At 67.9% G+C, this 24,948-nt stretch carries 24 protein-coding genes; 9 read left to right on the top strand and 15 right to left on the bottom strand.

Features of this window, described 5'->3' with window-relative positions; genetic code table 11:
* Window positions 1-237 precede the first annotated feature (237 nt).
* A complete protein-coding gene (locus CEK29_RS04655) occupies window positions 238-978 on the top strand; it encodes a 16S rRNA (uracil(1498)-N(3))-methyltransferase (RefSeq protein ID WP_094857455.1) in 741 nt (246 codons plus the stop codon).
* 11 nt (window positions 979-989) lie between these two features.
* Here the strand turns inward: CEK29_RS04655 and CEK29_RS04650 are convergent, their stop codons facing one another.
* The 4 genes from CEK29_RS04650 to CEK29_RS04635 form a co-directional block, all read right to left on the bottom strand.
* Window positions 990-1,457: a barstar family protein gene (locus CEK29_RS04650; RefSeq protein ID WP_094803456.1), complete on the bottom strand. Its 468-nt coding sequence runs from the start codon at window positions 1,455-1,457 to the stop codon at window positions 990-992.
* Window positions 1,454-2,614 carry a patatin-like phospholipase family protein gene (locus tag CEK29_RS04645; protein WP_094857580.1) on the bottom strand — a complete coding sequence of 387 codons (1,161 nt, stop codon included), beginning with the start codon at window positions 2,612-2,614 and terminating at the stop codon, window positions 1,454-1,456. The genes CEK29_RS04650 and CEK29_RS04645 overlap by 4 nt, the downstream gene beginning before the upstream one ends.
* A 58-nt stretch (window positions 2,615-2,672) precedes the next feature.
* Window positions 2,673-4,961 carry an NADP-dependent malic enzyme gene (locus CEK29_RS04640; protein ID WP_094857454.1) on the bottom strand — a complete coding sequence of 763 codons (2,289 nt, stop codon included), beginning with the start codon at window positions 4,959-4,961 and terminating at the stop codon, window positions 2,673-2,675.
* A 386-nt stretch (window positions 4,962-5,347) separates the two neighbouring features.
* Window positions 5,348-6,169 (bottom strand): FAD-dependent oxidoreductase, encoded by an 822-nt coding sequence (locus CEK29_RS04635; RefSeq protein WP_255176071.1) that lies wholly within the window; start codon window positions 6,167-6,169, stop codon window positions 5,348-5,350.
* 60 nt (window positions 6,170-6,229) lie between these two features.
* Between CEK29_RS04635 and CEK29_RS04630 the strand changes: the two genes are divergently transcribed.
* The gene (locus CEK29_RS04630) at window positions 6,230-7,384 is read left to right on the top strand and encodes a pyridoxal phosphate-dependent aminotransferase (RefSeq protein WP_094803463.1); all 1,155 of its coding nucleotides are present in this window, start codon (window positions 6,230-6,232) and stop codon (window positions 7,382-7,384) included.
* Window positions 7,385-7,469: 85 nt separating this feature from the next.
* Here the strand turns inward: CEK29_RS04630 and CEK29_RS04625 are convergent, their stop codons facing one another.
* Both CEK29_RS04625 and CEK29_RS04620 read right to left on the bottom strand, forming a co-directional pair.
* Window positions 7,470-8,573, bottom strand: coding sequence for a hypothetical protein (locus CEK29_RS04625; RefSeq protein ID WP_094857452.1), 1,104 nt, complete (start codon window positions 8,571-8,573; stop codon window positions 7,470-7,472).
* Window positions 8,574-8,681: 108 nt separating this feature from the next.
* Window positions 8,682-9,521 (bottom strand): lytic transglycosylase domain-containing protein, encoded by an 840-nt coding sequence (locus CEK29_RS04620; protein ID WP_094803475.1) that lies wholly within the window; start codon window positions 9,519-9,521, stop codon window positions 8,682-8,684.
* Between the two features lie 84 nt (window positions 9,522-9,605).
* Between CEK29_RS04620 and CEK29_RS04615 the strand changes: the two genes are divergently transcribed.
* Entirely contained in the window at window positions 9,606-11,150 is a 1,545-nt protein-coding gene (locus tag CEK29_RS04615; RefSeq protein ID WP_094803477.1) for a UbiD family decarboxylase, read from the top strand.
* 106 nt (window positions 11,151-11,256) lie between these two features.
* On the opposite strand, the gene CEK29_RS04610 is transcribed toward CEK29_RS04615, so the two are convergent.
* The 6 genes from CEK29_RS04610 to CEK29_RS04585 all read right to left on the bottom strand — a co-directional run bounded on the left by CEK29_RS04610 (window position 11,257) and on the right by CEK29_RS04585 (window position 13,940).
* A complete protein-coding gene (locus CEK29_RS04610) occupies window positions 11,257-11,559 on the bottom strand; it encodes a helix-turn-helix domain-containing protein (protein WP_094857451.1) in 303 nt (100 codons plus the stop codon).
* The gene (locus tag CEK29_RS04605; RefSeq protein WP_094857450.1) at window positions 11,543-11,725 is read right to left on the bottom strand and encodes a hypothetical protein; all 183 of its coding nucleotides are present in this window, start codon (window positions 11,723-11,725) and stop codon (window positions 11,543-11,545) included. The genes CEK29_RS04610 and CEK29_RS04605 overlap by 17 nt, the downstream gene beginning before the upstream one ends.
* Before the next feature lie 231 nt (window positions 11,726-11,956).
* On the bottom strand, window positions 11,957-12,316 hold the full coding sequence (locus tag CEK29_RS04600; protein ID WP_094803481.1) for a hypothetical protein: 360 nt from the start codon (window positions 12,314-12,316) through the stop codon (window positions 11,957-11,959).
* A gap of 2 nt (window positions 12,317-12,318) precedes the next feature.
* Window positions 12,319-12,762: a phage holin family protein gene (locus CEK29_RS04595; RefSeq protein ID WP_094803483.1), complete on the bottom strand. Its 444-nt coding sequence runs from the start codon at window positions 12,760-12,762 to the stop codon at window positions 12,319-12,321.
* Between the two features lie 59 nt (window positions 12,763-12,821).
* Window positions 12,822-13,139 carry a DUF883 family protein gene (locus tag CEK29_RS04590; RefSeq protein WP_094803485.1) on the bottom strand — a complete coding sequence of 106 codons (318 nt, stop codon included), beginning with the start codon at window positions 13,137-13,139 and terminating at the stop codon, window positions 12,822-12,824.
* A gap of 93 nt (window positions 13,140-13,232) precedes the next feature.
* On the bottom strand, window positions 13,233-13,940 hold the full coding sequence (locus CEK29_RS04585) for a hypothetical protein (protein ID WP_094803487.1): 708 nt from the start codon (window positions 13,938-13,940) through the stop codon (window positions 13,233-13,235).
* 314 nt (window positions 13,941-14,254) lie between these two features.
* On the opposite strand from CEK29_RS04585, the gene cysG reads away from it, so the two are divergent.
* Window positions 14,255-15,670 carry a siroheme synthase CysG gene (gene cysG / locus CEK29_RS04580; RefSeq protein WP_094857449.1) on the top strand — a complete coding sequence of 472 codons (1,416 nt, stop codon included), beginning with the start codon at window positions 14,255-14,257 and terminating at the stop codon, window positions 15,668-15,670.
* Between the two features lie 133 nt (window positions 15,671-15,803).
* Here the strand turns inward: cysG and upp are convergent, their stop codons facing one another.
* Both upp and dacB read right to left on the bottom strand, forming a co-directional pair.
* On the bottom strand, window positions 15,804-16,442 hold the full coding sequence (gene upp / locus CEK29_RS04575) for a uracil phosphoribosyltransferase (RefSeq protein WP_094803491.1): 639 nt from the start codon (window positions 16,440-16,442) through the stop codon (window positions 15,804-15,806).
* 103 nt (window positions 16,443-16,545) lie between these two features.
* On the bottom strand, window positions 16,546-18,051 hold the full coding sequence (dacB, locus tag CEK29_RS04570; protein WP_094857448.1) for a D-alanyl-D-alanine carboxypeptidase/D-alanyl-D-alanine endopeptidase: 1,506 nt from the start codon (window positions 18,049-18,051) through the stop codon (window positions 16,546-16,548).
* A gap of 254 nt (window positions 18,052-18,305) precedes the next feature.
* On the opposite strand from dacB, the gene queA reads away from it, so the two are divergent.
* From queA to secF, 5 genes are all read left to right on the top strand, one after another.
* The gene (gene queA, locus CEK29_RS04565; protein ID WP_094857447.1) at window positions 18,306-19,370 is read left to right on the top strand and encodes a tRNA preQ1(34) S-adenosylmethionine ribosyltransferase-isomerase QueA; all 1,065 of its coding nucleotides are present in this window, start codon (window positions 18,306-18,308) and stop codon (window positions 19,368-19,370) included.
* Window positions 19,367-20,503 (top strand): tRNA guanosine(34) transglycosylase Tgt, encoded by a 1,137-nt coding sequence (gene tgt, locus CEK29_RS04560; protein WP_094857446.1) that lies wholly within the window; start codon window positions 19,367-19,369, stop codon window positions 20,501-20,503. Before queA ends, tgt begins: the two co-directional genes overlap by 4 nt.
* A gap of 232 nt (window positions 20,504-20,735) precedes the next feature.
* A complete protein-coding gene (gene yajC / locus CEK29_RS04555; protein ID WP_094803499.1) occupies window positions 20,736-21,074 on the top strand; it encodes a preprotein translocase subunit YajC in 339 nt (112 codons plus the stop codon).
* A 67-nt stretch (window positions 21,075-21,141) separates the two neighbouring features.
* Entirely contained in the window at window positions 21,142-23,028 is a 1,887-nt protein-coding gene (gene secD / locus CEK29_RS04550; protein WP_094803501.1) for a protein translocase subunit SecD, read from the top strand.
* 54 nt (window positions 23,029-23,082) lie between these two features.
* The gene (gene secF, locus CEK29_RS04545) at window positions 23,083-24,018 is read left to right on the top strand and encodes a protein translocase subunit SecF (RefSeq protein WP_094803503.1); all 936 of its coding nucleotides are present in this window, start codon (window positions 23,083-23,085) and stop codon (window positions 24,016-24,018) included.
* Between the two features lie 129 nt (window positions 24,019-24,147).
* On the opposite strand, the gene CEK29_RS04540 is transcribed toward secF, so the two are convergent.
* Complete coding sequence (locus CEK29_RS04540) at window positions 24,148-24,870, bottom strand: phosphatase PAP2 family protein (RefSeq protein ID WP_094857445.1); 723 nt, start codon at window positions 24,868-24,870, stop codon at window positions 24,148-24,150.
* Between the last annotated feature and the right edge of the window lie 78 nt (window positions 24,871-24,948).

The raw sequence follows: 24,948 nt of genomic DNA, 5'->3' as shown, positions 1-24,948 counted from the left end.
TTGAGGTGGCGCGGCGCCGCGGCAAGGCCGCACGGTGCTGCCACTATGTGGGATTGGAAAGCTCACAATTTTAGCATCCAGGGATTACCCCAGCCTACCCGTGAGCGGCGATAGGTCGCCATTCGGTTGACATGCCGTTGCCATTACGTCGCAGCGGCGCCGCCGCCCGCCTCCTACACGCGGTTACACTCATTCCTGTCATCGACCGCGCTCCGCCTGCCCCGCCGCCCTGCCCCCATGTCCGTGCCCCGTTTCTTTTGCGATGCCGCGCTTTCCCCGCATTCCGAACTGACCCTGCCCGAAGGCCTGGCGCACCACGCCGCGCGCGTGCTGCGCCTGCGGGATGGCGCCGCGATCGTGCTGTTCGACGGCAAGGGTGGCGAGTATCCCGGCGTGCTGCATATCGAGGGCAAACAGGTCAGCGCCAGCCTGGGCGCGCACGCCCCCCGCGAAGCCGAGCTGCCCGGCCGCATCACACTGGTGCAGGGCCTGCCCTCGGGCGACAAGATGGATTGGGTGATCGAAAAAGCCGTGGAACTCGGCGCGGCGGCCGTCGTGCCCATCGCCGCGCAACGCAGCGTCCTGCAACTGAGCGGTGCGCGGCTCGACAAGCGCGTGCAGCACTGGCAGCGCATCGCGCAATCGGCCGCCGAGCAGTGCGGACGCAACCGCCTGACCACCGTCGAGGCGCCACGATCCTTGCGCGACTACCTCGCGGGGCCTGCCGCCGGACTGCGGCTGCTGTGCCATCCCGATGCGCCGGACGATCTGCCGGCCGCGCTGGCGTCCGGGAATGTGGGCGAGCACGGCCTGACCTTGCTGGTGGGCCCGGAAGGCGGCTGGTCGGAGAGCGAACTGCAGGAGGCGCAGCGCGCGGGCGTCACTGCGGTGCGCTTCGGGCCGCGCGTGCTGCGCACCGAGACCGCCGGGCTGGCCCTGATTGCGGCCAGCACCGCCCTCCTGGGCTGGAACGACTGATCCTTGCCCTGTCAGACTTCGCCGTAAGGCTGCGCGGCCACGCCGGGTTCGGGGTCGGGGTGCTTGCCCGCGTGCTCGACCACGTAGCAGAAAATCTTGCCGTTTTCGGTGGCGAAGCGGGCCGCGTCGGCGCAAACCTCTTCGATACTGGCCGCGTCGTCTTCGAGCGCCGGATCGCCGGAGTGCAGCCGGTAGAGCCACAGCACCACGCCGGCCGTCTTGTTGTCGAGCACGGTGTCGCACAGGCAATCGTAGAGCGCGTCGAGGTTGCCGCCGAAGAATTCGGGAAAATCCACCGCCTTGGCAATGGCGCGCAGGACCGCCGAGCGGCTGCGTGCGCGGTCACAATCCGCCACCATCAGGGACATGCCCAGCTCGTGCGTGGCATTGACCATGTCCTGCTTGTCCAGGTCCGCATGCTCGATTGCCCCGCTTCGGCGCAATTGCCGTTGCAGCGTCGTCTGGCCGTTCCGCGTCATGCCCGGGCCTCCTCGAAAAACGTCACGACTTCTTCATTACGCCGCATCGTATCGGCATAACCCAGTTCGATCAATCGCTGTGTATAGGCGGCTTCGAATAGCAGATACGACATCAACGCGCCGCCGCCCTTTCGGCTTGGGTCGGACGATACACCGAGAACCCGAAAAAGGGTACGTGCCTGCGCCGGAAGGGCGTCGAAATGCGCCAGCGCGAGCGTGTCGAGCGATTGACTGGGCGTGATCGCCAGCACGTCGACCCGCCGCAGGTTGAGCCCCGGGTCGACCTGCGCGCCCATGTGGTCGAGCATGCGATTGGTGCGTTGCAGCCGTTCGAGGTCGGTCGAGAGGCCGTCCAGAAAGATGCTCGACAGAGTATGGCCGCCCACCTGGGCGAGCGAGGGGTAAGGCGGCGCCGCCTCGCGCTGTTCGGGGTGGGTTTCGTCGTGATAGCTCGTGCCGATCACCAGGATGCGCTCCGCGCCCAGATGGATCGCCGGGCTGATCGGCGCCAACTGCCGCATCGATCCGTCCCCGCACCACTCGACCTGGCCCTGCACCTCCACCGCCTGGGACGGAAACACGAACGGAATGGCGCTGGAGGCGAGGATGTGTTCGATCCCGATGGGCGTGGGAATCGCCCGGCGCAGGAAGCGCTGCCACGGTTCGATGGGGCGGTCGGACTGGTAGAACGTCAGGTGTTCGCCGCTGGTGTAGCCCGAGGCCGTGATGGCCAGCGAGGCCAGCCGGCCGCGGTGCAGATTGTGACCCAGGCGTTTGAAGTCGAGCACCCTGCCCAGCAGGTCGGCGAGCGGCTGATTGTCGAGCAGCGACTGCGGACGTTTGGCCGCCTTGGTCATCATCCAGCCCAGCGAGAGCAGGCCCAGCCAGCGCACGCCCGTGCCGACCAGGCCCGGCGTGTCGGCCCGGTAGACCATGCCGGTCTCGAGCGAGGCCCACAGCCGGCGCATGCGGCGCACGGCGCGATGCGGGCGATCGGTGCCGCACGCCAGCGCGGCCGCGTTGATCGCGCCGGCCGAGGTGCCGCAGATGATATGAAAGGGATTTGGAAAACCGGGCCGCGATCCGGGATCCAGGATCTCCAGGATCGCGGCGAGGACACCGACCTGGTAGGCGGCGCGCGCGCCGCCTCCGGTCAGGACCAGCGCGGTCGGCCGCCGGAACAGCTGCCCGGCGTGCTGACCGCTACGCGCGCCGTCATCTCGGGAGATTGGCATCGACCACGGTCAGGGCCGTCATGTTGACGATGCGTCGTACGGTGGAGCTCGATGTCAGGATATTCACCGATGCGTTTGCGCCCAGCAGGAAAGGACCCACCGCGACGTTACCGCCCGCCGCCGTCTTGAGCAAGTTGTAGGCGATGTTGCCCGAGTCGACGTTGGGGCAGACCAGCAGATTGGCCTCGCCCTTGAGCGTGGACGACGGCAGCAGACGCAGGCGCAGCGCCTCGTCGAGCGCGCAATCGCCGTGCATCTCGCCATCGATCTCGAGCTCCGGCGCCTGGGCGCGCACGATCTCGAGCGCCGCGCGCATCTTGGCGCCCGAGGCCGAGCTGCCGGTGCCGAAGTTGGAGCGCGACAGCAGCGCCACCTTGGGCGCCAGATTCAGGCGCTGCATTTCTTCGGCGGCCGCGATCGAGATCTCGGCGATCTGCTCGGCCGTGGGATCGTCGTTCACATGCGTGTCGGCCAGGGCCACGGTGCGCTCGTTGAGCAGCAGGATCTTCATGGCCGCGTAGGTCTTGGCGCCCGGCCGCATGCCGATCACTTCGTCGATGAAGCGCAGGTGATCGTGGTAGGCACCGACCGCGCCGCAGACCATGCCATCGGCATCGCCCAGGCGCACCATCATCGCGCCGATCAGCGTGAGACGGCGGCGCATTTCGACGCGCGCCATTTCCTTGGTGATGCCGCGACGGCACATGAGCTCCCAGTAGGTGGTCCAGTACTGGTGGAAGCGCTCGTCGTATTCGGGATTGGTGACTTCGACATCCTGACCCAGGCGCAGGCGCAGGCCGAACTTCTCGATGCGGGCGGACAGCACCGACGGGCGGCCGATCAGGATCGGACGGGCCAGGCCTTCGTCGACGATGACCTGCACGGCACGCAGCACGCGTTCGTCTTCGCCCTCGGTGAACACGATGCGCGCGCGGCCGCCCTCGCGCACGATGCGCTTGGCGGTGCCGAACAGCGGCTTCATGAACGCGCCGGAGTGATACACGAACTGCTGCAGCTGCTCGACGTAGGCATCCAGGTCATCGAGCGGACGCGTGGCCACGCCTTCTTCCATGGCCTTGCGGGCCACGGCCGGCGCGATGCGCACGATCAGGCGCGGATCGAAGGGCTTGGGAATCAGGTAATCGGGGCCGAACGACAGATCGTAGGTGCCGTAGGCCGCGGCCACGACTTCGCTCTGCTCTTCTTCGGCCAGGCCGGCGATCGCATACACCGCGGCCTTTTCCATCTCGCGCGTGATCGTCGTGGCGCCCACGTCGAGCGCGCCGCGGAAGATGTACGGGAAGCACAGGACGTTGTTGACCTGGTTCGGGTAATCGGACCGGCCGGTGGCCATGACGATGTCGTCGCGCACCGAGTGCGCCAGTTCGGGCAGGATCTCGGGCGTGGGATTGGCCAGCGCCAGGATCAGCGGCCGCGTGCCCATCGCCGCGACCATCTCGGGCTTGAGCACGCCACCGGCCGACAGGCCCAGGAACACGTCGGCGCCGCCGATCACGTCGGCCAGCTTGCGCGCTTCGGTTTTCTGCGCGTAGCGCGCCTTGTCGGGATCCATCAGCGTGGTGCGGCCTTCGTAGACCACGCCCTCGATGTCGGTGACCCAGATGTTTTCGAGCGGCAGGCCCAGATCGATCATCAGGTCGAGGCAGGCTAGCGCGGCGGCGCCGGCGCCGGAGGTCACGACCTTGACCTGCTTGATGTCTTTGCCCACGACCTTCAGGCCGTTGATGAACGCGGCGCAGACCGTGATGGCGGTGCCGTGCTGATCGTCGTGGAAGACAGGAATCTTCATGCGCTCGCGCAGCTTGCGCTCGACGATGAAGCACTCGGGTGCCTTGATGTCTTCGAGGTTGATCCCGCCGAAGGTCGGCTCCAGCCCGGCGATGATCTCGACCAGCTTGTCGGGATCGGTCTCGTTGATCTCGATATCGAACACGTCCAGGCCGGCGAACTTCTTGAACAGCACGGCCTTGCCTTCCATCACGGGCTTGGAGGCCAGCGCGCCGATGTTGCCCAGGCCCAGCACCGCGGTGCCGTTGGAGATCACACCGACCAGATTGCCGCGCGCCGTGTAGCGGAAGGCATTGGCGGGATCGTCGACGATTTCCTCACAGGCCGCCGCCACGCCCGGGGAATACGCCAGGGCCAGGTCGCGCTGGTTCGTCAGTTGCTTGGTCGGCGTGACCGAGATTTTGCCGGGGCGGCCGAGCTCGTGATATTCAAGCGCGGCTTTGCGAAGATTGGCATCCATGGAATGGGCTCGTGAGGACGGACAGAAGGGGGTGAATTCTAGCGCCAGGGCCGCGCGTGCGGTACGCGCAACTGCCCGGATGGACAGGGGCGAAAGTCGCGAGACGGCCCCGGCGTGGCGAGGGGTGCGGCCGCCTGCCGGCGGCCTGACGGCCCGCGGTGCGCGCGGCCGATGCTGGGTATCTTATACCAACCTGACTACAAGCTGAACGAAGCGCGCGACCGAGCGCCCGGGGCGAGACCGCGGCGAGCCGCGAGCGGCGCAGCGCCCGGAGCGAGACCGCGCCGAGCCCCGGGCGGCAGAGCGCCCGGAGCCTGACTGCCCCGATATCCGCGTGCGGCAGACCGGACCCGCGCCGACTTCCCTGCCCCGCGTCCGTCCTATTTTCAGGCCGCCGGCACACTCGCGAAGCAAGCGGCCGGATCGAAGCGCTCTCGCACGCGCTCGTCCAGCCGGTGCGCCGGGGCGGGGTCGGCTTCGTCCGGCGTGGCGGGCAGCGACGGCGTGCCGGCCACGAACTCGAGCTCTTCGATCCAGGCCAGGGCGCCCCCGTGGCCCAGAAAGAGATGGGCCAGGTTGACCTCGCCATCCCGCCCGGCCAGCGCATCCAGACGGAAGCGCGGCGCCCACGCCGCTTGCGCCAGACAGGCCTGCGCGTCGTCGCTGCGCAGCAGTTCGAACAGTGCGGGCACCAACTGCTGCACCCGCACGGATCGCAACGGCTGTGTCGCGGCCGCCCCGAAGGCGCCCAGGGTTTCGACCGTGCCATCGGCCAGCAGCACCGTGGCCGACACCAGGCCGCTCGCGGCGGTGCCGCCCGTGGGCCAGCCTCCGGCCTGGGCCAGCCATGCGGCCACGGTCAGAGAGGGGATCTCGCTCTGAAACTGCGCCAGACCGGCGGCGGCCAGTCCGCCGACGCGGGCGCCGGGCGCCACGCGCCAGCGCCCCTGGGATTCGTGCATGGCGCCGAGCCGGGCGGGGTCGACCACCAGACACGGGCCGAGCGCCGCGCGCGCCGCGCTCGTGCCGGCGAGCGCCAGCGCGATGCCGTACTCCGCGCACAGCCGGCGCGCGATGCGGGCATCCGTGCTGTCGGCCGCGAGCAGGCGCGCGCGTTGTTCGCCCAGCGGCTCGATGGGCCCGGTCGCAACGGCCTCCAGCCGCTCCAGAAAGGTCAGCCAGACCGAACGCGGTGGACGTTTGCCCATGAGAAAAGCACGGCGGGACGGCTGCATGACTACAATCCCTCTTTCGCTGTGAGAATCACCATGCCTGCCCTCGCATCACGTACCAACGATTTTTTGACATTCCAGGTCGTCGAACTCTTCAAAGAAGCCCAGGCGCTTGCCGCCACGGGACGCGACATTATCAGCCTAGGTATCGGAGAACCCGACTTTACCGCGCCGCCCCAGGTGATCGAAGCGCTCGAGCGCGCCGCGCGCGCCGGCATGAGCGGCTATAGCTCGCCCGCCGGCATCACGCCGCTGCGCGAAGCCATCGCGCAATTCTACGAAGACGAGTTCGGTGCGCCGATCAATCCGGCGCGCGTCATCGTGACCGCGGGCGCGTCCGGCGCGCTGGCGCTGGCGTGCGCCGCGCTGGTGAACCAGGGCGGCGAAGTGCTGATGCCCGATCCCTCGTACCCGGCCAACAGCAACTTCGTGCTGGCCAGCGGCGGCCGCCCGCGTCTCATCCCCAGCAGTGCCGAAAAGCGCTTCCAGCTCTCGGCCGCCGATGTGCGCGAGCACTGGGGCCCGGCCACGCAGGGCGTGCTGGTGGCGTCGCCCAGCAACCCGACCGGCACCTCGATCGCGCAGGACGAACTGGTGGACCTGCTCGCCGCCGTGCGCGAGCGCAAGGGCTTCACGATCATGGACGAGATCTATCTCGGCCTGTCGTACGAAGGCCAGCCGCGTTCGGCGCTGCGCCTGGACGACGACATCATCGTCATCAACAGCTTCTCGAAGTACTTCCACATGACGGGCTGGCGCCTGGGCTGGATGATCGTGCCGGAGTCGATGATCGCCTCGATCGAGAAGATGTCGGCCAGCCTGCAGATCTGCGCGCCCACGCTGGCGCAGCACGCCGCCGTGGCCTGCTTCGAACCCGACGCACTGAAGATCTTCGCGCACCGCCGCGACGCCTTCCGCCAGCGCCGCGACTACCTGCTGCCCGAGTTCGAACGCATGGGCATTCCCGTGCCGGTCAAGCCCGATGGCGCGTTCTACATTTACGCCGACATCGGCGCACTCGGCATGGACAGCGTGGCCTTCTCGCACCGCCTGCTGCACGAAGCCGGCGTGGCCGCCGTCGCGGGCCCCGACTTCGGCCCGGCCCACGGCCACCGCATGATGCGCTTCTCGTACGCGACCGGCCTGGATCGCCTCCAGGAAGCCGTGGCGCGCATCGAAAAGCTGCTGTGATGCCGCGCGGCCCGTGGCAACGCCCGGGCCGCGTCGATCGATGACAAGCGCGGCCGCCGGCCGCGCTTTGTCTTAATGGCGAGTTTCAGTGCTGTCCGGCCGGACACACGGAGCGCGTGGGCGGCGGCGGCGCGCCCTCGACCACGAGCGTCATGAATTCCATCACGCCGACCTCGTCGTTGCGTCGCAATGCCAGGACCTCGCCGTCGGCACGTTGCACGACCGAGGTCCCGACCGTGATCTCGCCCTGCCCCGCGCGGCGCGCCGGTGCGTCTTCGCGCGGGCTGAAGACCCAGGCCTGGGTATCGCTGCCGTCGCGGCCGGCGCTGCGCACGCGGGTGCCGGCCGGGTAGGCAATGCCGCCCAGATCGAGCGGGCAGACCAACTCGCCCGATTCGACGCGCACGAGCTGGCGGCCGGCATCCAGATAGATCGACGGGCCGTCGATCAAGAGTCCGCGCAGTTCGATCGCGCGACCCGTCGACAGGTCCACCCGCCAACGGTCATCGGCCCGATATCCACCGATGTAAACCGTGCCACCGGTCGCCAACAGCCGCGCGGCGGCGGGCAGTTCGCGGCCGTCGAGCAGGTTGCCGCCGGCCAGCGTGCACTGGTACAGCGCGGCCGGCGCCTCGTCGGCGCCTGCATGAAACTGGATCCCGGCGGTGGCGTCGCAGCGCCAGCCATCGGCGACCTGGTCGCCGGGCCCGACCAGCGTGACCTCTTCGGCGCGCACGCGGCGCACCTCATACGCGTCGTCGTAGTCGCGTCGCACTTGCCGCTGAATCGAGGTCGTGGTCACGCCCGCGATCACGGCGGCTTCGGGCAACTCGGCACGGACGAAGGTGGCGGGTTGATCGGCCTGATCGAGCTCCAGGCGTGTCCCGGCCGGCAGGCGGATGCCGCCCAAGGTCATGGCCTCGCCGAGCACGAAGCGCTTGGCCGCCTGCCGCTGCGCGATATCGCGCTCGATCTCCCGATAGCCGAGATAGAGCCAGACATCGAACGCGGCGAGCGCGGCGAGCACCGCCATGCAGAGGCCCCAGAGCATCGGATGTCGTCCGAAGGCGCCGCGGGCGCGCCGGCTCAGCGCGAGAACGCACCACCACCCCACCAGCACGAGACCGGCGACGAACGAGAGGACCAGCATCAGATAGAAGCTGGCGGAAGGAAAGGCGACAGGAATCATGGCGAGATGATAGCGGTCGGGGCCGGATCATGACGGCAGACATGACAACGGGCCACCGAAGTGGCCCGTCGGGTCGGCGGCCAAGCGGCCACCCAGAGGCGCTGACGCTCAGTCGCGCGCCAGCGCGATGCCGGAGGCGAGCGCCAGGCGGCGGCGCTCGGCCTGGACCTTGGCGCCGTAGCCGCCGTCGTCCGGACCGGTGGCGCCCACATAACAGGCCAGACCGCCGTTGACCGACCCGCGCCGGTCGATGCAATCCTTCAGGATCGTCGCGCCGACATGGATGTTGGCGATGGGATCGAGCGGATTGCCCTTGCCTTTGCCCGCCGCCACATAGGCGTCGAACTTGTCCTGGTGCACGCGCGTCATGACCTGCATCAGACCCTGCGCGCCCACCGGGCTCTCGGCGAACGGGTTGTAGCGCGATTCGATCGCGATCACGGCGAGCAGCAGCAAGGGGTCGAGCTGCTTTTCGCGGCCGACCTTGTAGACGGCATTGACCAGCGTGCCGGTGGCGTCATAGGCCACCTTGTACTTGCGCGAGATATAGTTGCGCAGCGCATCCACCTGGCCGTTGTTCGTGACAGCGGCGGAGGCTTTGCGGACATGGGGCGGGTTCTCGCTGCGCAGCGGACCCAGGAAACCGGTCGCATTGCTGGGCGTATTCGGAACGGCCATGACGACGGCCGATGCATTATCGGCACCGGACTCCAGCCCCGGATCGGTATCGGGAGCGGGCTGCATGGATGTAGGCGCGAGGGCGGTCAACAAGGCTTTGTGCACCTGCAATGCCTGGTCGCGCAGACCGGGCAGGGCGAAGCCCATGCTCACCGTGACGATAACCGCGATGCCAAGATAAACAGAGCAAAGCCGCAGTGCTTCAGCGAGATGGTGGTGCACTCCTTGGGCCAGCTGACGAAAGACGCCGGCCACTGACGCATCGGGCATAGGACCTCCTGCGTGGGGAATGGGAGCGGGCAATGTTAACCTTTGTTCTACCCCAGATATGTAACCAAATTGCCGGGATCTGTAGTGAAGTACCGCGACCTCCGAGATTTTCTGACCCAACTCGAAAACCAGGGCGAGCTCAAGCGCATCAAGGCGCCGGTGTCCACCGAGCTCGAAATGACCGAGATTTCCGACCGCGTTCTGCGCGCGGCCGGCCCCGCCCTGCTGTTCGAAAATGCCCAGCATCAGGGGGCCCGCGCCGACATGCCGGTCCTCGCCAATCTGTTCGGCACGCCCCGCCGCGTGGCCTGGGGCATGGGCGCCGAGGACGTGGGCGCGCTGCGCGATGTGGGCGAACTGCTCGCCTCGCTGCGCGAGCCCGAGCCCCCGAAGGGCTTTCGCGACGCGCTGGGCAAAGTGAAGATGCTCAAGGCCGCGCTTTGGGACATGAGCCCGAAAGCGGTGCGCGGCGCGCCCTGCCAGGAAGTGGTCTGGGAGGGCGACGACGTGGACCTGTCGCGCTTGCCGATCCAGAGCTGCTGGCCGGGCGACGTGGCGCCGCTCCTGACCTGGGGTCTGGTGATCACCCGCGGCCCGAATGCCAAGCGGCAAAACCTCGGCATCTATCGCCAGCAGGTCATCGGCCGCAACAAGCTGATCATGCGCTGGCTGTCGCATCGCGGCGGCGCGCTGGATTTCCGTGATCACGCCCTGGCGAATCCGGGCACGCCGTTCCCGATCGCCGTGGCCCTGGGCGCCGACCCGGCCACCACGCTCGGCGCGGTCACCCCGGTACCCGATTCGCTGTCCGAGTACCAGTTCGCCGGTCTCCTGCGCGGCTCGCGCACCGAGGTGACGCAGGCGCTGGGCAGCACGCTGTCGGTGCCCGCGACGGCCGAGATCGTGCTCGAGGGCTACCTGCTGCCCTCCTCCGACCCGCGCGCGCTCCCGCCGCAGGCCCCGGAAGGCGCGCCCGCCGCGCCCGACACCGGCTACGAGATGGCACTCGAAGGCCCGTATGGCGACCACACCGGCTACTACAACGAGCAGGACTGGTTCCCCGTGTTCACGGTCGAGCGCATCACCATGCGCCGCGACCCGATCTATCACACCACCTACACCGGCAAACCGCCCGATGAGCCCGCCGTGCTCGGCGTCGCGCTCAACGAGGTGTTCGTGCCGCTGCTGCGCCGTCAGCTGCCGGAAATCGTCGACTTCTACCTGCCCCCCGAAGGCTGCAGCTACCGTCTGGCGGTCGTCTCGATCCGCAAACAGTACGCGGGCCACGCCAAGCGGGTGATGTTCGGTCTGTGGAGCGTGCTGCGGCAGTTCATGTACACGAAGTTCATCGTGGTGGTCGATGAAGACATCAACCCGCGCGACTGGACCGAAGTGGTGTGGGCCATGACCACGCGCATGGACCCCGTGCGCGACACGGTGCTCGTCGAGCGCACGCCGATCGACTACCTCGACTTCGCCTCGCCGGTCTCGGGCCTGGGCGGCAAGATGGGCATGGACGCCACCAACAAGTGGCCGGGCGAAACCGACCGCGAATGGGGCACCCCGATCAAGATGGACCCCGCCGTACGCAGCCGCGTCGACGCGATGTGGGGCGATCTGGGTCTGTAAGGCCCCATGACGAAGCCCCCGGGCGAACCGGGGGCTTCGGGTACTGCGGGCGACGACGAGACCAGTCCGTTGCGCCGTTCGGCGAGGCCGCCGCGGACCAACCGCCTCAACAAAGCGCCTGAAGGCCTTTGTCCGCAACCAAATTAAGCAGCTTCAGCGCCGGTCCGGCTGGCCTCGTCTCACCTTGCTCCCATTTGCGCACCGTGGAAGCCGTGGTGTGCAACATGAGCGCGAACACGGGCTGGCTCAGCTTCACTTTTTCGCGCAGGTGCCTGATCTCCTCGGCCGTCAGTTCGCGCACCGGCGGCGGCGAGAGCGCGTCGAAATTTCGCATAGTCACCTTGTCGATCGCGCCAGCGGCATACAGCTCGCGCATATCCGCTCGCAGGGACTCAATGATCTTGCTCACAGCGGATCTCCAATAAAACGCCGGTTTCCAACGCAGCATCCAGCGCTGCGACCTCGTGGCCCAGATACACCTGCCCCGCGAATTGCAGCGCGCGCCGGGCGTGATCCGGCAGCCTTTCGCGCGCGTGCCAGCGCGCGAACTCCCTGCGTTTGAAAACACGCGCCATCTCGGCCTCCCGGAAATATACCCGTATCGGGTATGGAAATCCAACGTGAACGGGGAAGTTTGACGGGTTAGCGCACTGGCAGGGCCTTCCTCGGCGCTAAAGGCGGACGGAGTTCCATGCGGAGGGTTCCGAATTGCCCACGGCACCCGCGACGCTTCTGGCCCTCGACGCGGCGAAAAAAACCCCCGGGCGAACCGGGGGCTTCGGGTACTGCGGGCGCAAGAGCGCGGGTCAGCGCGGGCCGGGGCCCGGGCGCTGCGAGGCGCGCCAGGTCTGGAAGATCTTCCAGCCGGCCAGCATGCCGCCGGCCACCTTCAGGAGGCCGGCGCGCTTGCCGCCCCCCATGATGAAGGCCGACAGGCTGGAGGTGACCATGGGGTAGCGGCGCACCAGATTGAAGCCCTGCCAGAGCAGCTGCGAGGTGTTGCCTCGCGACAGCCTGGGCCACAGTCCGCGCAGCAGGGCCGAGGGTTCGAGCGATTGCCCGGCCTCGGCGATGCTGTGCGCCAGCGCCTCGCGTTCGATCGCGGCGCGGGCGCGCAGCAATTCGATGCGCACCTGGCGGTCGACATCAGCGGAATGACGGGCCATGGTCAGCGCCTCCGGGCGCGTTCGTGCGCCGCTCTACGTTCTTCACGGGCCTCGCGCTCCTCGAGTTCGTCCTGGGCATCGCGCACCCGATCGAGCAACTCGGCATCGCGGCCCAGTTCTTCGAGCGTGGCCGCGAACGGCACCGGTCCGTCGACGAGCGTGCGTCGTACGACCAGCAACAGCACCAGACCGATCAAGCCATAGATGCCGGCAAGGCACCCGAGGGCGAGATAGCGATCCTCGGTGGGCCAGAAGGCCACCGCGATCGTGATGGTGAATACCAGCACGGCCAGGGTCAGGAACAGCAAGGCGGCGAACGCCATGCCGAGCACCTTGACGAGGCGTGCCTTTTCGCCGCTGGCTTCGAGGGCCAGCAGCTCGAGACGTGTCCGCAATAGCCCGACCAGGCTGGCGGCCACGCCGAATACCGATCTGCGCAAACTCATAGGCTTGAAAATGCGAACGGCCGCGTGGACAAGCGTCACGCGGCCGTTCGCATCTTGCCTTAGCGTCGGCTGATCAACAGGCCGATCAGCAGGCCGGTCACGCCTGCGATGCTAATGGCCTGCCAGGGATTGTCGTGGACATAGTCGTCCGTGGCGCGGGCGGCGCGACGGCCGCGCTCGAGCATGGCGTCCTGGGCGTCGTACAGCGCCTCACGGGTGCGCTTGAGCGTGAGCTGGGCGCGTTCGCGCAGCTCGGAAGCCTTCTCGCCGGAGGCCGATGCGGCTTCGCGCAGCAGGGTCTCGGCGTCGTTCAGGCTGGTCTTGACACTGTCAATCAGTTTGTCCTTGGCTACGTCTTCGGATCTTCTCGCGTTCATGTGCGCTCCTTTCATGATGTGTCGATGACAATTGATAATACCAGTCGCACCTGGCGCGGCAAGCGCCTGGTGCTACCGGTTACTACGATCCGTTCACTTCATTTGCGTGATCTCGACGGCCGACTTGATGCCGCCCTGATCGATGTCCTGGCGCATCACCAGATTCTCCGACGGGCAGTACCAATCGGTGACCGTCGTGTTCAGGCCGGGGATGGGCAAGGTGATGCCCTTGAAGGTGGCCATCGTCGGGTCGCTGTTGCGCGTGTAGGTGATCGGCCAGCACGAGCGCTTGCCCAGCGCGGTGTCGATCTCGCGCCGCGCACCCACGGTCTTTTCGCCGATGCGCACGGTGGTGCTGGGCTGACCGCCCACGGGCGCTTCCTTGCCAATGTTCAGGCGATACGCGGCGCCCGGCAGGCGCTGGCCTTCGCCGGTGACCTTGTCGTAGGCGAAGAGGCCCAGCATGCGCAGGTCGAACTGGCCGTCGTTGCGCGGTGCCTCGCCGGCCTGGTCGTAGCGCACGAACGTGGCCTGGCCGTTTTTCACGGTCATGAGGTAGTCGAGGCGCGACTTGCCCGGCGGCAGGCCGGCGTAGGCGAAGCTCGCCACGCCACGCACGCGCGCCCGGCAGCCGTCGCCGCTCTTGCTGACTTCGGCGAAGCCGAGGTCGGCGCCCATATTGATGTTGCCCGAACCGGTCAGGACGACCTGACCGCCATCGTGCATGAATTTGGCGTCGCACACGCCCGCGGCCAGCGCCGGCGCGCTGGCGAGGCCGCCAGCCAGAGCCAGGGCGGCCATGGGAAAAAACACACTGCTTGCTCGCACGGGGCACTCCACGATCTGAGGCCGGCAAAAGCCGGACGATGGATCGATACTACACCGGGCCGGTGACCGCGCTTGTATCCAGGTCTGGCAAGGCGCCGCGGCCCGCTGCCCGGGGGGAACACCGGACCCGCGGCACGGCCGACCATCATGCCGACGCCCCGGGAAGTGCGACCGGCCAAATAACTTTTTCACATATCAATTCAATCAATCAAAAGTTGTGGGGATGAAGCGCGCTCCCTATGATCGGTGGATATTTTGCGGGCGCAGCCCGCGTTGGCGCCCATTCAATGAAGCTCTTCCCGATTTTCACCGACCTCGCCCAGCGCCGCGTGCTGGTGGTGGGCGGTGGCGAAGTCGCGGCCCGCAAGGCGGCCGCTCTGCTCGAAGCCCAGGCCGACGTGGTGGTGGGCGCGCCCGCCCTCGATCCCGATCTGGCCCGGCTCGCGGCCGACGGTCGCATCACCCACCTCGCCGGCACTTACGAGAGCCACTGGCTCGAACAGGTCTGGCTGGTGGTCGCGGCCACCGATGATCGGGCCGTGAACCAGCAGGTGCACGACGACGCGGTCGCGCGCCGGCTGTTCTGCAACGTCGTGGACGATGCCGCCCTCTCCACGTTCCAGGTGCCGTCCATCGTCGACCGCTCGCCGCTCATCGTGGCGATCTCGTCGTCCGGCGTGGCGCCGGTACTGGCCCGGCGTCTGCGGGAGCGCCTCGAATCCCTGTTCGATCACACCCTCGGCCCGCTGGCCGCATTGGCCGAACGCCACCGCGCCCGCATTCGACGCCAGCGCCCGGATCTGGGACAGCGCCGGCGCTTCTACGACTGGCTGCTCGACGGCCCCGTGGCCCAGGCGCTGCGCCAGCAGCAACCCGCGCAGGCCGAACAGCTGCTGCACGAGGCGCTCGAACAGCCGCAGGAAGCGCGCCAGGGCAGCGTCGTGCTGGTCGGCGCCGGCCCGGGCGACCCCGGCCTGCTCACGCTCAAGGCGCTGCGCGCGCTGAACGAGGCCGACGTGATTCTGCATGACCGGCTGGTGAGCGAAGCCGTCCTGTCGCTGTCGCGCCGCGATGCCGAACGCATCACGGTGGGCAAGCAGTTGGGCGAGGATCACCACGCCACCCAGTCGCGCATCCACCGGCTGATGGTCGAACGCGCGCGCGCCGGCCGCCGCGTCGTGCGGCTCAAGGGGGGCGACGCCTTCATCTTCGGCCGGGGCGGCGAAGAGCTCGAATATCTGCGCGAACACGACGTGCCGTTCGAGGTCGTGCCGGGCATCACCGCAGCGCTGGCCTGTGCGGCCCACGCGGGCATCCCGCTCACCCATCGCGACCACGCGCAGTCGGTGCGCCTGATCACGGCGCACTGCCGCGCCGACGAAGACTCGCTCGACTGGGACGGCCTCGCTCGTCCCGCACAGACCCTCGCTTTCTATATGGGCGTGGGTCAGCTCGACACGCTATCCAGCCGCCTGATCGCGCATGGCCGCGCGCCCGACACGCCGTTCGCGCTCATCGAGAACGGCAGCCGTCCCGAGCAACGCGTCGTGGCGGGCCGCCTCGCGGACCTGGCCGCGGTGGCCACCGCTCACGCGGTGCGCTCCCCTGCCCTGCTGGTGGTCGGCGAGGTCGCCGGGCTGGCCGGCAAGCTGCGCTGGTTCGGCAGCTACGCCGAAGGCCTGCCGGACGTAGCGCCGGCGTAGGCGCCCGCGCCTGCCGGCTGACAGCGAGACGCGTTTGTCCTGCCCAATAAAAAACCCTCCCGCGCGAGCGGGAGGGTTTGGGGGCTGCGATCATGGCCGTCGCCGGGACGGCGCGCCGATGCGCGAGCGCCGCTTATTCGACTTTTTGCTTGGTGCCGAAGATGCGGTCGCCGGCGTCGCCCAGGCCCGGCATGATGTAGCCATGCTCGTTCAGGCCCTGGTCGATCGAGGCGGTGTAGATGTGCACGTCGGGGTGACGGTCGAGCACGGCCTTCACGCCTTCGGGCGCGGCCACGAGCGTGAGCGCGCGGATTTCGCGGGCGCCGGCGCGCTTGAGCATGTCGATGGTCGCGACGAGCGAGCCGCCGGTGGCCAGCATCGGATCGACGATGAGCGCCAGGCGCTGATCGAGCTCGCCGACCAGACGCTCGAGGTAGGTCTGGGCTTCGAGGGTTTCCTCGTTGCGGGCCAGGCCCACCACGCTCACCTTGGCGCCCGGGATCAGGCTCAGCACGCCGTCGAGCATGCCGATGCCGGCCCGCAGAATGGGCACCACGGTGACTTTCTTGCCGGCGATTTTCTCGACGTCGACGGTGCCGCACCAGCCTTCGACCTGGGCCGGCGCGAGCGGCAGGTCTTTGGACGCTTCATAGGTCAGCAAGGCCGCCACTTCCTGCGACAGCTCGCGGAAGCTCTTGGTGCTCAGATCGGCACGACGCATGATGCCGAGCTTGTGGCGGATCAGCGGATGGCGGATTTCATGCACGGGCATGTCCGGTATCTCCAGTAAATAGACTCAGTAATTCTTGCGCGGTCATACCGCGCCTGGCGCTATCGTAATCCGATTGCGGCCGGCGCGCCCCGGCATGGCCGATTCATTGCTCGGCCAGCCAAGCCACCAGCGCATCGTCGAAGGCCCGCACGGCGGCCGCGTTGTCGTGATTGACGATGCTGACCACCACATAGCGCTTGCCGCTCGCGCCCAGCACGTAGCCCGCGATGGCCCGCACATCGCGCAGCGAGCCGGTCTTCAGATGCGCCATGCCGGCCGCGCCGTTGCCCTTGAGGCGGCGGCGCACCGTGCCGTCGACCCCGGCGATCGCCATGGACGCGATGAACTCGGGCATGACCGGCGATTGCCAGGCCAGCGTGAGCATCGAGGCCAGACTGTCGGCCGACACCCGCGCGTCGCGCGACAGGCCGGCGCCGTTATCGATCACCAGCTCGGGCATCACCAGACCCTGCTCCTGCAGGATCTGCTTGGCGACGGCCTCGCTCGAGGCCACGGTGGCCGGCCGGCGGCCGCGCTCGGCGCCCAGCGTGAGCAGCACCGTGCGCGCCATCACGTTATTGCTGCGCTTGTTGATGACGCGGATCGCCTCGCCCAGCGTGGGCGACTCGTGGCTGGCCAGCGGCATGGCATCCGGCGGCACCATGCCGGTACGAACCGTGCCCTTGAACGTGCCGCCCAGCTCGCGCCAGAGCATGCGCAGCACGGCGTCGGCGTAATCCTGTTGCGACAGCGCCAGTCGGTACAGGCTGAATTCGCCGCAGGAACCCGCCACCTTGCCGGCCAGCCGCAGGCTCATGCCCTGCTGCGTGACCACCGGCTCGGTCGTGACAACCGGCGGTCCGGGGCAACGCACGTCGCTCCATTCCACCTGCCCTTCCAGGCGCAGGCCGGGCACCGGCGGGTCGATCACCGGCAGCCATTTATTGGCCAGCGGGTCCGGCGTGAACAACAGCCGCACGGCGCCGAAGCCCACCATCAGCGCATCGGGGCTGGCATTGTAGGCGCGGTCCGGGGCACCGTCGAAGGCGCCCGGGTCGATGGCGACCTGACCGAAAATGCTGCGGTCGATCACCAGGTCGTTGATCTGTTTGACGCCGCGCAGGCGCAGCTCGCGCAGCAGGGTCCACATGTCCTGCAACAGGAACTGCGGATCGCCGCTGGCCCGCAGGTACAGGGGGCCTTGCAGCGCGCCGTGGGCATCGGGCCGGTTGCCCGGGCCCGTCAGAAACTCCGTGCGCCAGACGTAGTTGGGTCCGAGTTCGGACAGCGCGGCCCAGGTGGTGACCAGCTTCATCACCGAGGCCGGATTGCGCGGCGTTTTAGCATTGACGGCCAGCAGGCGCGGGCCGTTGATCTCCTGCACCACCACCGACAGGGCGTCATCGGGCAGCTTGGCGTTGCGCCAGGCGGTTGCCAGCTTGGCGGGCATGCCGGCCTGCGGCGTGGGCTGCGCCACCGCGACACCGCAGCAACTCACGATCGCGGCCACGATCCATTGCCCCAGCCGCGTGGCCCGCCGCCGGCCCGCGCCCGCGCGGCTCCGGTGGCTGTCTTGCCCCTGTATCTGCGTGCCTTGCCCTTGTGCCATGCCCCACCCGTTACATCACTTTGCGGTTGAAGCCGAAAGCATACCGAAACGCCACGACCCCGAGTCGGCCGGGCAAGCATTCCGGGCGCACGCTGTTGGCGCCATGGCACGGCCGCGCGCCGGGCTACAATGGCCGGTTGTGTCGGCTCGGCCTGTCCGGGACCGCCCCGGGCCGCCTGGCCGCGGGCCTTCCCCGACCCCGCGCAGCCCGGCCCCGGCGCGCGCATCGCCGTGCCCCTATCGAGTTTTCCGCTGTGTCTCACACCTATACCGTCGCCGATTTCGATTACGACCTGCCCGATGAGCTGATCGCGCAGACCCCCGCCACGCGCCGCGATGGCAGCCGTCTGCTGCATCTGGACGCCGGCAGCCAGTTGCACGACCGCCAGTTTCCCGATCTGGCCGGGCTGCTGCGCCCCCATGATCTGCTGGTGTTCAACGACACGCGCGTCATCAAGGCCCGCCTGACCGGACAGAAAGCGACCGGCGGCAAGATCGAAGTGCTGGTCGAGCGCATCGTCGACACCGATCGCGCGCTGGCGCATGTGCGCGCCAGCAAATCGCCCGGCGCCGGCATGCGCCTCGTGCTGGCCGACGGCGCTTTCGAGGCCGAGGTGCTGGGCCGCCAGGGCGAGCTGTTCGAGCTGCGGTTTCCGGCGCCCGTGCTGGATCTGCTCGACGCCCACGGCGCCACGCCGCTGCCCCCCTACATCACGCACGCCGCCGACCAGGAAGACGACACGCGCTACCAGACCGTCTATGCGCGCGAGCCCGGCGCCGTCGCCGCGCCCACGGCGGGCCTGCATTTCGACCAGCCCATGCTAGAGCGCCTGGCGGCGCAGGGCGTGGCGCGCGCCTTCGTGACGCTGCATGTGGGCGCCGGCACCTTCCAGCCGGTGCGCGTCGACAATCTGTCCGACCACATCATGCACGCCGAGTGGTACACCGTGCCGCCCGAGACCGTGGCCGCCATCGAGCGCGCGCGCCAGGCGGGCGGACGCGTGATCGCGGTGGGCACCACCAGCGTGCGCGCCCTCGAGTCGGCCGCTGCCCACAGCCAGGCGCAAGGCGCCGCGGGGCCGGCCGGCATCGGCGCCGCCAGCGGCGACACCCGCCTCTTCATCACGCCGGGCTACACCTATCATGTCGTCAACGCCCTGCTCACCAATTTCCACCTGCCGCAGTCGACGCTGCTGATGCTGGTGTCGGCCCTGGCCGGCGTCGAGCCCATCCGCCGCGCCTACGCCCACGCCGTCGCCCAGCGCTATCGCTTCTTCAGCTACGGCGACGCCATGTTCATCGAAACTCCCCAGCCATGACCGGATTGCAATTCGAACTGCTCGCCACCGACGGCGGCGCCCGCCGCGGTCGCATGACCCTGAACCACGGCGTGGTCGAAACGCCCATCTTCATGCCGGTCGGCACGTACGGCAGCGTCAAGGCGATGCTGCCCCACGAGCTCAAGGAAATCGGCTCGCAGATCGTGCTGGGCAACACTTTCCACCTGTGGCTGCGCCCCGGCACCGCCATCATGGAAAAGCACGGCGGCCTGCATGGCTTCATGCAATGGGACAAGCCGATCCTGACCGACTCGGGTGGCTTCCAGGTGTTCAGCCTGCAGGGCATGCGCAAGATCACCGAAGAGGGCGTGAAGTTCGCCTCGCCGATCGACGGCGCGCGGCTGTTCCTCACCCCGGAAGAGTCGATGCGCATCCAGCGCTCGCTCAACTCCGACATCGTGATGGTGTTCGACGAGTGCACGCCCTACGAGATCGACGGCCGTCCGGCCACGTCCGAAGAGGCCGCTCGCTCGATGCGCATGTCGCTGCGGTGGGCGCGGCGCTCGCGCGAGACCTTCGATCAGCTCGAGAATCCCAACGCCCTGTTCGGCATCGTGCAGGGCGGCATGTACGAAAACCTGCGCGACGAGTCGCTCGCGGGCCTGACGGACATCGGCTTTCATGGCTATGCCATCGGCGGCCTGTCGGTGGGCGAGCCCAAAGAAGACATGATGCGCATCCTGGCGCACGTGGCCCCGCGCCTGCCGCAGGACCGCCCGCGCTACCTGATGGGCGTGGGTACGCCCGAGGATCTGGTCGAGGGCGTGGCGCGCGGCGTCGACATGTTCGACTGCGTGATGCCGACCCGCAACGCGCGCAATGGCTGGCTGTTCACCCGCTTCGGCGACGTGAAGATCCGCAACGCCAAATATCGCGACGACACCCGACCGCTCGACCCCAGTTGCGCCTGCCACACGTGCCAGCATTTCTCGCGCGCCTATCTGCATCATCTGCAGCGCGCCAACGAAATCACGGGCGCGCGTCTGAATACGCTGCACAATCTGCACTTCTACCTGACCATCATGGGCGAAATGCGCGAGGCGATCGCGGCGGGCCGCTTCGAGGCCTGGCGCGCGCAGTTCGCCGCCGACCGCGCCCGCGGTGTCGACTAGCCGCCACGCCCGGCGCTAGGCGTAAACCCTGACACCGCACCCGTGCGACGGGCCCCTGCCGGGCGCATACCCCGGGCGGGCCCGCCCGGCCGATCGGCCGGCGGGAGCGGCCCGGGGTGCGCGCCGCACAACCTCGCTACAATAGCCGGCTTGCCCTACCCATGGCTCGCGCGGGGGCTAGGGACAGAACAACATTACGACATACACAACTGAATAACCTAGGAGTCATTCCATGTCTGCTATCGACACCGCCGGCATCGTCCTGGCACAAGCCGCCGAAGGCAATGCGCTGATGGGCATGCTGCCCATCATCCTGATGTTCGTGATCCTCTATTTCCTGATGATCCGTCCGCAGATGAAGCGCCAGAAAGAACACCGCAACATGGTCGCCGCACTGGCCAAGGGCGACGAAGTCGTCACCGCCGGCGGCATCCTGGGCAAGGTCTCCAAGGTCACCGACAGCTACATCACCGTCGAAGTCGCCGACCTGGCCGAAAAGCCCGTCGAAATCACGCTGCAAAAGGCCTCGGTCACGACCGTGCTGCCCAAGGGAACCATCAAGGCCCTGTAATCGTCAGATCAGGCCCCGCCTTCGTGCGGGGCCTTGTTCCGCTCCACCCCTTGATAAGTAGCCGGCAATGAACCGCTATCCCCTCTGGAAGTACATCACGGTCCTGGTTGCGGTCGTCATCGGCCTGCTCTATACCCTGCCCAATTTCTACGGCGAATCCCCTGCCGTACAGATCTCCAGCGCCAAGGCCACCATCAAGGTGGAACCCGCAATGCTGGAACGCGTCGAGCAGATCCTGAACGACGCCAAAATCCCGGCCACGAGCGTCTATTACGAGCTCAACGGCACGCTCGGCACCGTCCGGGCCCGCTTTGCCTCCACCGACATCCAGCTTCAGGCGCGTGACCTCCTCGATCGCACCCTGAACACCGTCGCGGGCGACCCCCACTACACCGTGGCCCTGAACCTGCTGCCCGCGTCGCCGCCCTGGATGCGCACGCTGGGCTGGTTCGAGCCCAAGCCCATGTACCTCGGTCTGGACCTGCGCGGCGGCGTGCACTTCCTGCTGCAGGTCGACATGCAGGGCGCCCTGACCGCCCGCTACGACTCGCTTGCCACCGACGTGCGCGCGACCCTGCGCGACCAGAAGGTCGAGGTCGCCAACGTCGAGCGTACCGGCATGGCCGTGCAGGCCACGTTTGCCAATGCCGAGCAGCGCGACCGCGCCCGCGACGCCCTGCGCAACCGCATGGCCGATCTGCAGTTCGTCGAAACCGACAACGGTGGCCGTCCGGCCCTGGTCGGCGAGCTGAGCCCGACCGCCATCACCCGCGTGCAGGACACCGCGCTCAAGCAGAACATCAACACCCTGCACAACCGGATCAACGAACTCGGCGTCGCCGAACCCGTGATCCAGCAACAGGGCAACGACCGCATCATCGTGCAACTGCCCGGCGTGCAGGACGTGGCCAAGGCCAAGGAACTGCTGGGCCGCACCGCCACGCTCGAAATCCGCATGGTCGACGACTCGCCGGGCGCCCAGAGCGCGCTGGCCTCGGGCTCGGTGCCGTTCGGTCTGGAGCGTTACACCGACCGCGACGGTCGTCCGCTGCTGGTGCGCCGTCAGGTCATCCTGACCGGTGAGAATCTCCAGGACGCCCAACCCGGCCGCGACTCCCAGACCCAGCAGGCCGCCGTCCACCTGACGCTCGACACCAAGGGCGCGCGCATCTTCCGCGACGTGACCCGCGACAACATCGGCCGCCGCATGGCGATTCTGTTGTTCGAAAACGGCAAGGGTGAAGTGGTGACGGCGCCGGTGATCCGTTCGGAAATCGCCGGCGGTCAGGTGCAGATCTCGGGCTCCATGAGCCCCGAAGAAGCCGCCGACACCGCGCTGCTGCTGCGCGCTGGCGCGCTGGCTGCCCCGATGTCGATCATCGAAGAGCGCACCATCGGCCCGAGCCTCGGCGCCGACAACATCGCCAAGGGCTTCTACTCGACCCTGTACGGCTTCCTGGCGATCGCGGTCTTCATCATCATCTACTACCACCTGTTCGGCGTGTTCTCCACGATCGGCCTGACCTTCAACGTGTTGCTGCTGCTGGCCCTGCTGTCGATGCTGCAGGCCACGCTGACACTCCCCGGGATCGCGGCTATCGCGCTCACGCTGGGCATGGCCATCGACTCGAACGTGCTGATCAACGAACGGATCCGCGAAGAATTGCGCAACGGGGCCACCCCGCAGCAGGCAATCCATCACGGCTTCGAACGCGCCTGGGGCACCATTCTCGACTCCAACCTGACCACGCTGATCGTGGGCCTGGCACTGCTGGCCTTCGGCTCGGGTCCGATCCGGGGCTTCGCGGTGGTGCACTGCCTGGGTATCGTCACCTCGATGTTCTCGTCGGTGGTGGGCGTGCGCGCGCTGGCCAACCTCTGGTATGGCCGTCAGAAAAAGCTCACGAACATCTCGATCGGCACCGTGTGGAAACCCACCAACAAGGCAAACTGAACCGGCATGGGCGGCTGACAACGCCGCCCTTCCGGGCTACCTGCAAGGCGTAACATGGAATTTTTCCGGATTCATCGCACCATCCCGTTCATGCGCAACGCGCTGGTGCTGAACATCATCAGCCTGCTGACCTTCGTGGCCGCGGTGTTCTTCATCGTCACGCGCGGCTTCCACCTGTCGATCGAATTCACCGGCGGCACGGTCATGGAAGTCAACTACGCGCAGACCGCGCAGCTCGATCAGGTGCGCGGCGCCGTGTCCAAGCTCGGCTACACCGATTTCCAGGTGCAGAACTTCGGCACCTCGCGCGACGTCATGATCCGCCTGCCGCTGGCCGAGGGTCAGACCTCGGCCACGCAGAGCGAGACCGTGATGGCCTCGCTCAAGGCGGCCGACGACTCGGTGCAACTGCGCCGCGTGGAGTTCGTGGGCCCGCAGGTGGGCCAGGAGCTGCTGCACAACGGCATGATGGCGCTGCTCGTCGTGGTGATCGGCATCATGGCCTATCTGGGCATCCGCTTCGAATGGAAGTTCGCCGTCGCCGGCGTGATCGCCAACCTCCACGACGTGGTGATCATCCTGGGCTTCTTCGCGTTCTTCCAGTGGGAGTTCTCGCTCGCCGTGCTGGCCGGCGTGCTCGCGGTGCTGGGCTACTCGGTCAACGAGTCCGTGGTCATCATGGACCGGATTCGCGAAAACTTCCGCAAGTACCGCAAGGCCAGCGTGCACGAAGTGATCGACAGCGCCATCACGCAGACGATCTCGCGCACGATCATCACCCACGGCTCGACCCAGATGATGGTGCTGGCCATGCTGTTCTTCGGCGGCCCCACGCTGCACTACTTCGCCCTGGCCCTCACCATCGGCATCTGGTTCGGCATCTATTCCTCGGTGTTCGTGGCCGCGGCGCTGGCGATGTGGATGGGCGTGAAGCGTGAAGACCTGGTCAAGCCGGTCAAGAAAGACGAAGACGGCGTCGAAGCCGCCTGAGTCCGACGGGCGCGCCGCCCACGAGGCGGCGCCACCAGAAACGAAAACCCCGGGTACGGCCTCGCCGTCCCGGGGTTTTTCATTGGGCATCGCCCCGCGGGGCGCGCGCCTTCGGCGCGTGCCGCAGACTCAGCCGCGGCGCCAGCGCCACGGCGCCCGCAGGGGCCACTGATAACGCGCCGACAGCACGCGCGGCGCGAGCAAGGCGGCGCAGACGATGGCGATCATTGCGCCACCCACGACATCGCTCAGGTAGTGATCGCGATTGACCACCCGGCTGGCCGCCACCAGGCTGGCCACGGCAAACACCGGCCAGCGCCAGCGCGGCGCCACGATCGCCACGACGGCGGCCACGGCAAAGGCGGCCTGGGTGTGACTGGACGGGAACGAATCGAAGGGCTCGCCGGCGAACAGGTCGCCGCGGCCATAGAACTTGTCGTCCAGCAGCTCTTCGGGACGGGCCCGCGCCACGATGCGCTTGAGCAGCCAGGTCACGATGCCGCCGGTCGCCATGGTGGCCATCAGCAGCACGCACACGCGCGCGATGCGATCGAAGCCGAAGCGCACCGGGCAGTTCCAGCCCCGCTGCAGGCCCATCAGCGACAGCACGTACGCGGCCAGCGCGGCCGCGAGATACACATCCGGATCGCCCAGCTCGCCGATCCACTCGAAGGTGTCGTTGACGGCGGGGCTCACGTGCGCGTGGATCCAGAGGGTGAAGTCCTGGTCGATCCAGTGTGCGCTGGCGGCCATGGCGGCCAGCACCACGCACACGGTCAGGCCACCGCGCCAGGCGGGCATGCGCGGCGGCTCGGCCAGGGGCGGGGTGGGAAGCGGAGGAATGAGGTTCATGCGAGGCGAAGTCGACCGGCCAGGCCGGCGGGGAAATCGATGCCGGGCGACGGACCCGGCGCAAGCACGGCACCGGCT

This window comes from Bordetella genomosp. 5 (assembly GCF_002261475.1).
Taxonomy (GTDB): domain Bacteria; phylum Pseudomonadota; class Gammaproteobacteria; order Burkholderiales; family Burkholderiaceae_B; genus Bordetella.
The sequence above is the reverse complement of the archived record's forward strand: the minus strand, read 5'-3'. Positions and strand labels throughout refer to the sequence as shown.

Coding starts and splice junctions, on each gene's coding strand:
- CEK29_RS04625 (WP_094857452.1), bottom strand. CDS start 8,573: ATGATTCCTGTCGCCTTTCCTTCCGCCAGCTTCTATCTGATGCTGGTC.
- dacB (WP_094857448.1), bottom strand. CDS start 18,051: ATGGCACAAGGGCAAGGCACGCAGATACAGGGGCAAGACAGCCACCGG.
- yajC (WP_094803499.1), top strand. CDS start 20,736: ATGTCTGCTATCGACACCGCCGGCATCGTCCTGGCACAAGCCGCCGAA.
- CEK29_RS04585 (WP_094803487.1), bottom strand. CDS start 13,940: ATGGCCGCCCTGGCTCTGGCTGGCGGCCTCGCCAGCGCGCCGGCGCTG.
- CEK29_RS04540 (WP_094857445.1), bottom strand. CDS start 24,870: ATGAACCTCATTCCTCCGCTTCCCACCCCGCCCCTGGCCGAGCCGCCG.
- CEK29_RS04605 (WP_094857450.1), bottom strand. CDS start 11,725: ATGGCGCGTGTTTTCAAACGCAGGGAGTTCGCGCGCTGGCACGCGCGC.
- CEK29_RS04635 (WP_255176071.1), bottom strand. CDS start 6,169: ATGGGCAAACGTCCACCGCGTTCGGTCTGGCTGACCTTTCTGGAGCGG.
- secD (WP_094803501.1), top strand. CDS start 21,142: ATGAACCGCTATCCCCTCTGGAAGTACATCACGGTCCTGGTTGCGGTC.
- CEK29_RS04600 (WP_094803481.1), bottom strand. CDS start 12,316: ATGGCCCGTCATTCCGCTGATGTCGACCGCCAGGTGCGCATCGAATTG.
- tgt (WP_094857446.1), top strand. CDS start 19,367: ATGACCGGATTGCAATTCGAACTGCTCGCCACCGACGGCGGCGCCCGC.
- CEK29_RS04595 (WP_094803483.1), bottom strand. CDS start 12,762: ATGAGTTTGCGCAGATCGGTATTCGGCGTGGCCGCCAGCCTGGTCGGG.
- CEK29_RS04620 (WP_094803475.1), bottom strand. CDS start 9,521: ATGCCCGATGCGTCAGTGGCCGGCGTCTTTCGTCAGCTGGCCCAAGGA.
- CEK29_RS04650 (WP_094803456.1), bottom strand. CDS start 1,457: ATGACGCGGAACGGCCAGACGACGCTGCAACGGCAATTGCGCCGAAGC.
- upp (WP_094803491.1), bottom strand. CDS start 16,442: ATGCCCGTGCATGAAATCCGCCATCCGCTGATCCGCCACAAGCTCGGC.
- CEK29_RS04630 (WP_094803463.1), top strand. CDS start 6,230: ATGCCTGCCCTCGCATCACGTACCAACGATTTTTTGACATTCCAGGTC.
- CEK29_RS04640 (WP_094857454.1), bottom strand. CDS start 4,961: ATGGATGCCAATCTTCGCAAAGCCGCGCTTGAATATCACGAGCTCGGC.
- CEK29_RS04655 (WP_094857455.1), top strand. CDS start 238: ATGTCCGTGCCCCGTTTCTTTTGCGATGCCGCGCTTTCCCCGCATTCC.
- secF (WP_094803503.1), top strand. CDS start 23,083: ATGGAATTTTTCCGGATTCATCGCACCATCCCGTTCATGCGCAACGCG.
- cysG (WP_094857449.1), top strand. CDS start 14,255: ATGAAGCTCTTCCCGATTTTCACCGACCTCGCCCAGCGCCGCGTGCTG.
- CEK29_RS04590 (WP_094803485.1), bottom strand. CDS start 13,139: ATGAACGCGAGAAGATCCGAAGACGTAGCCAAGGACAAACTGATTGAC.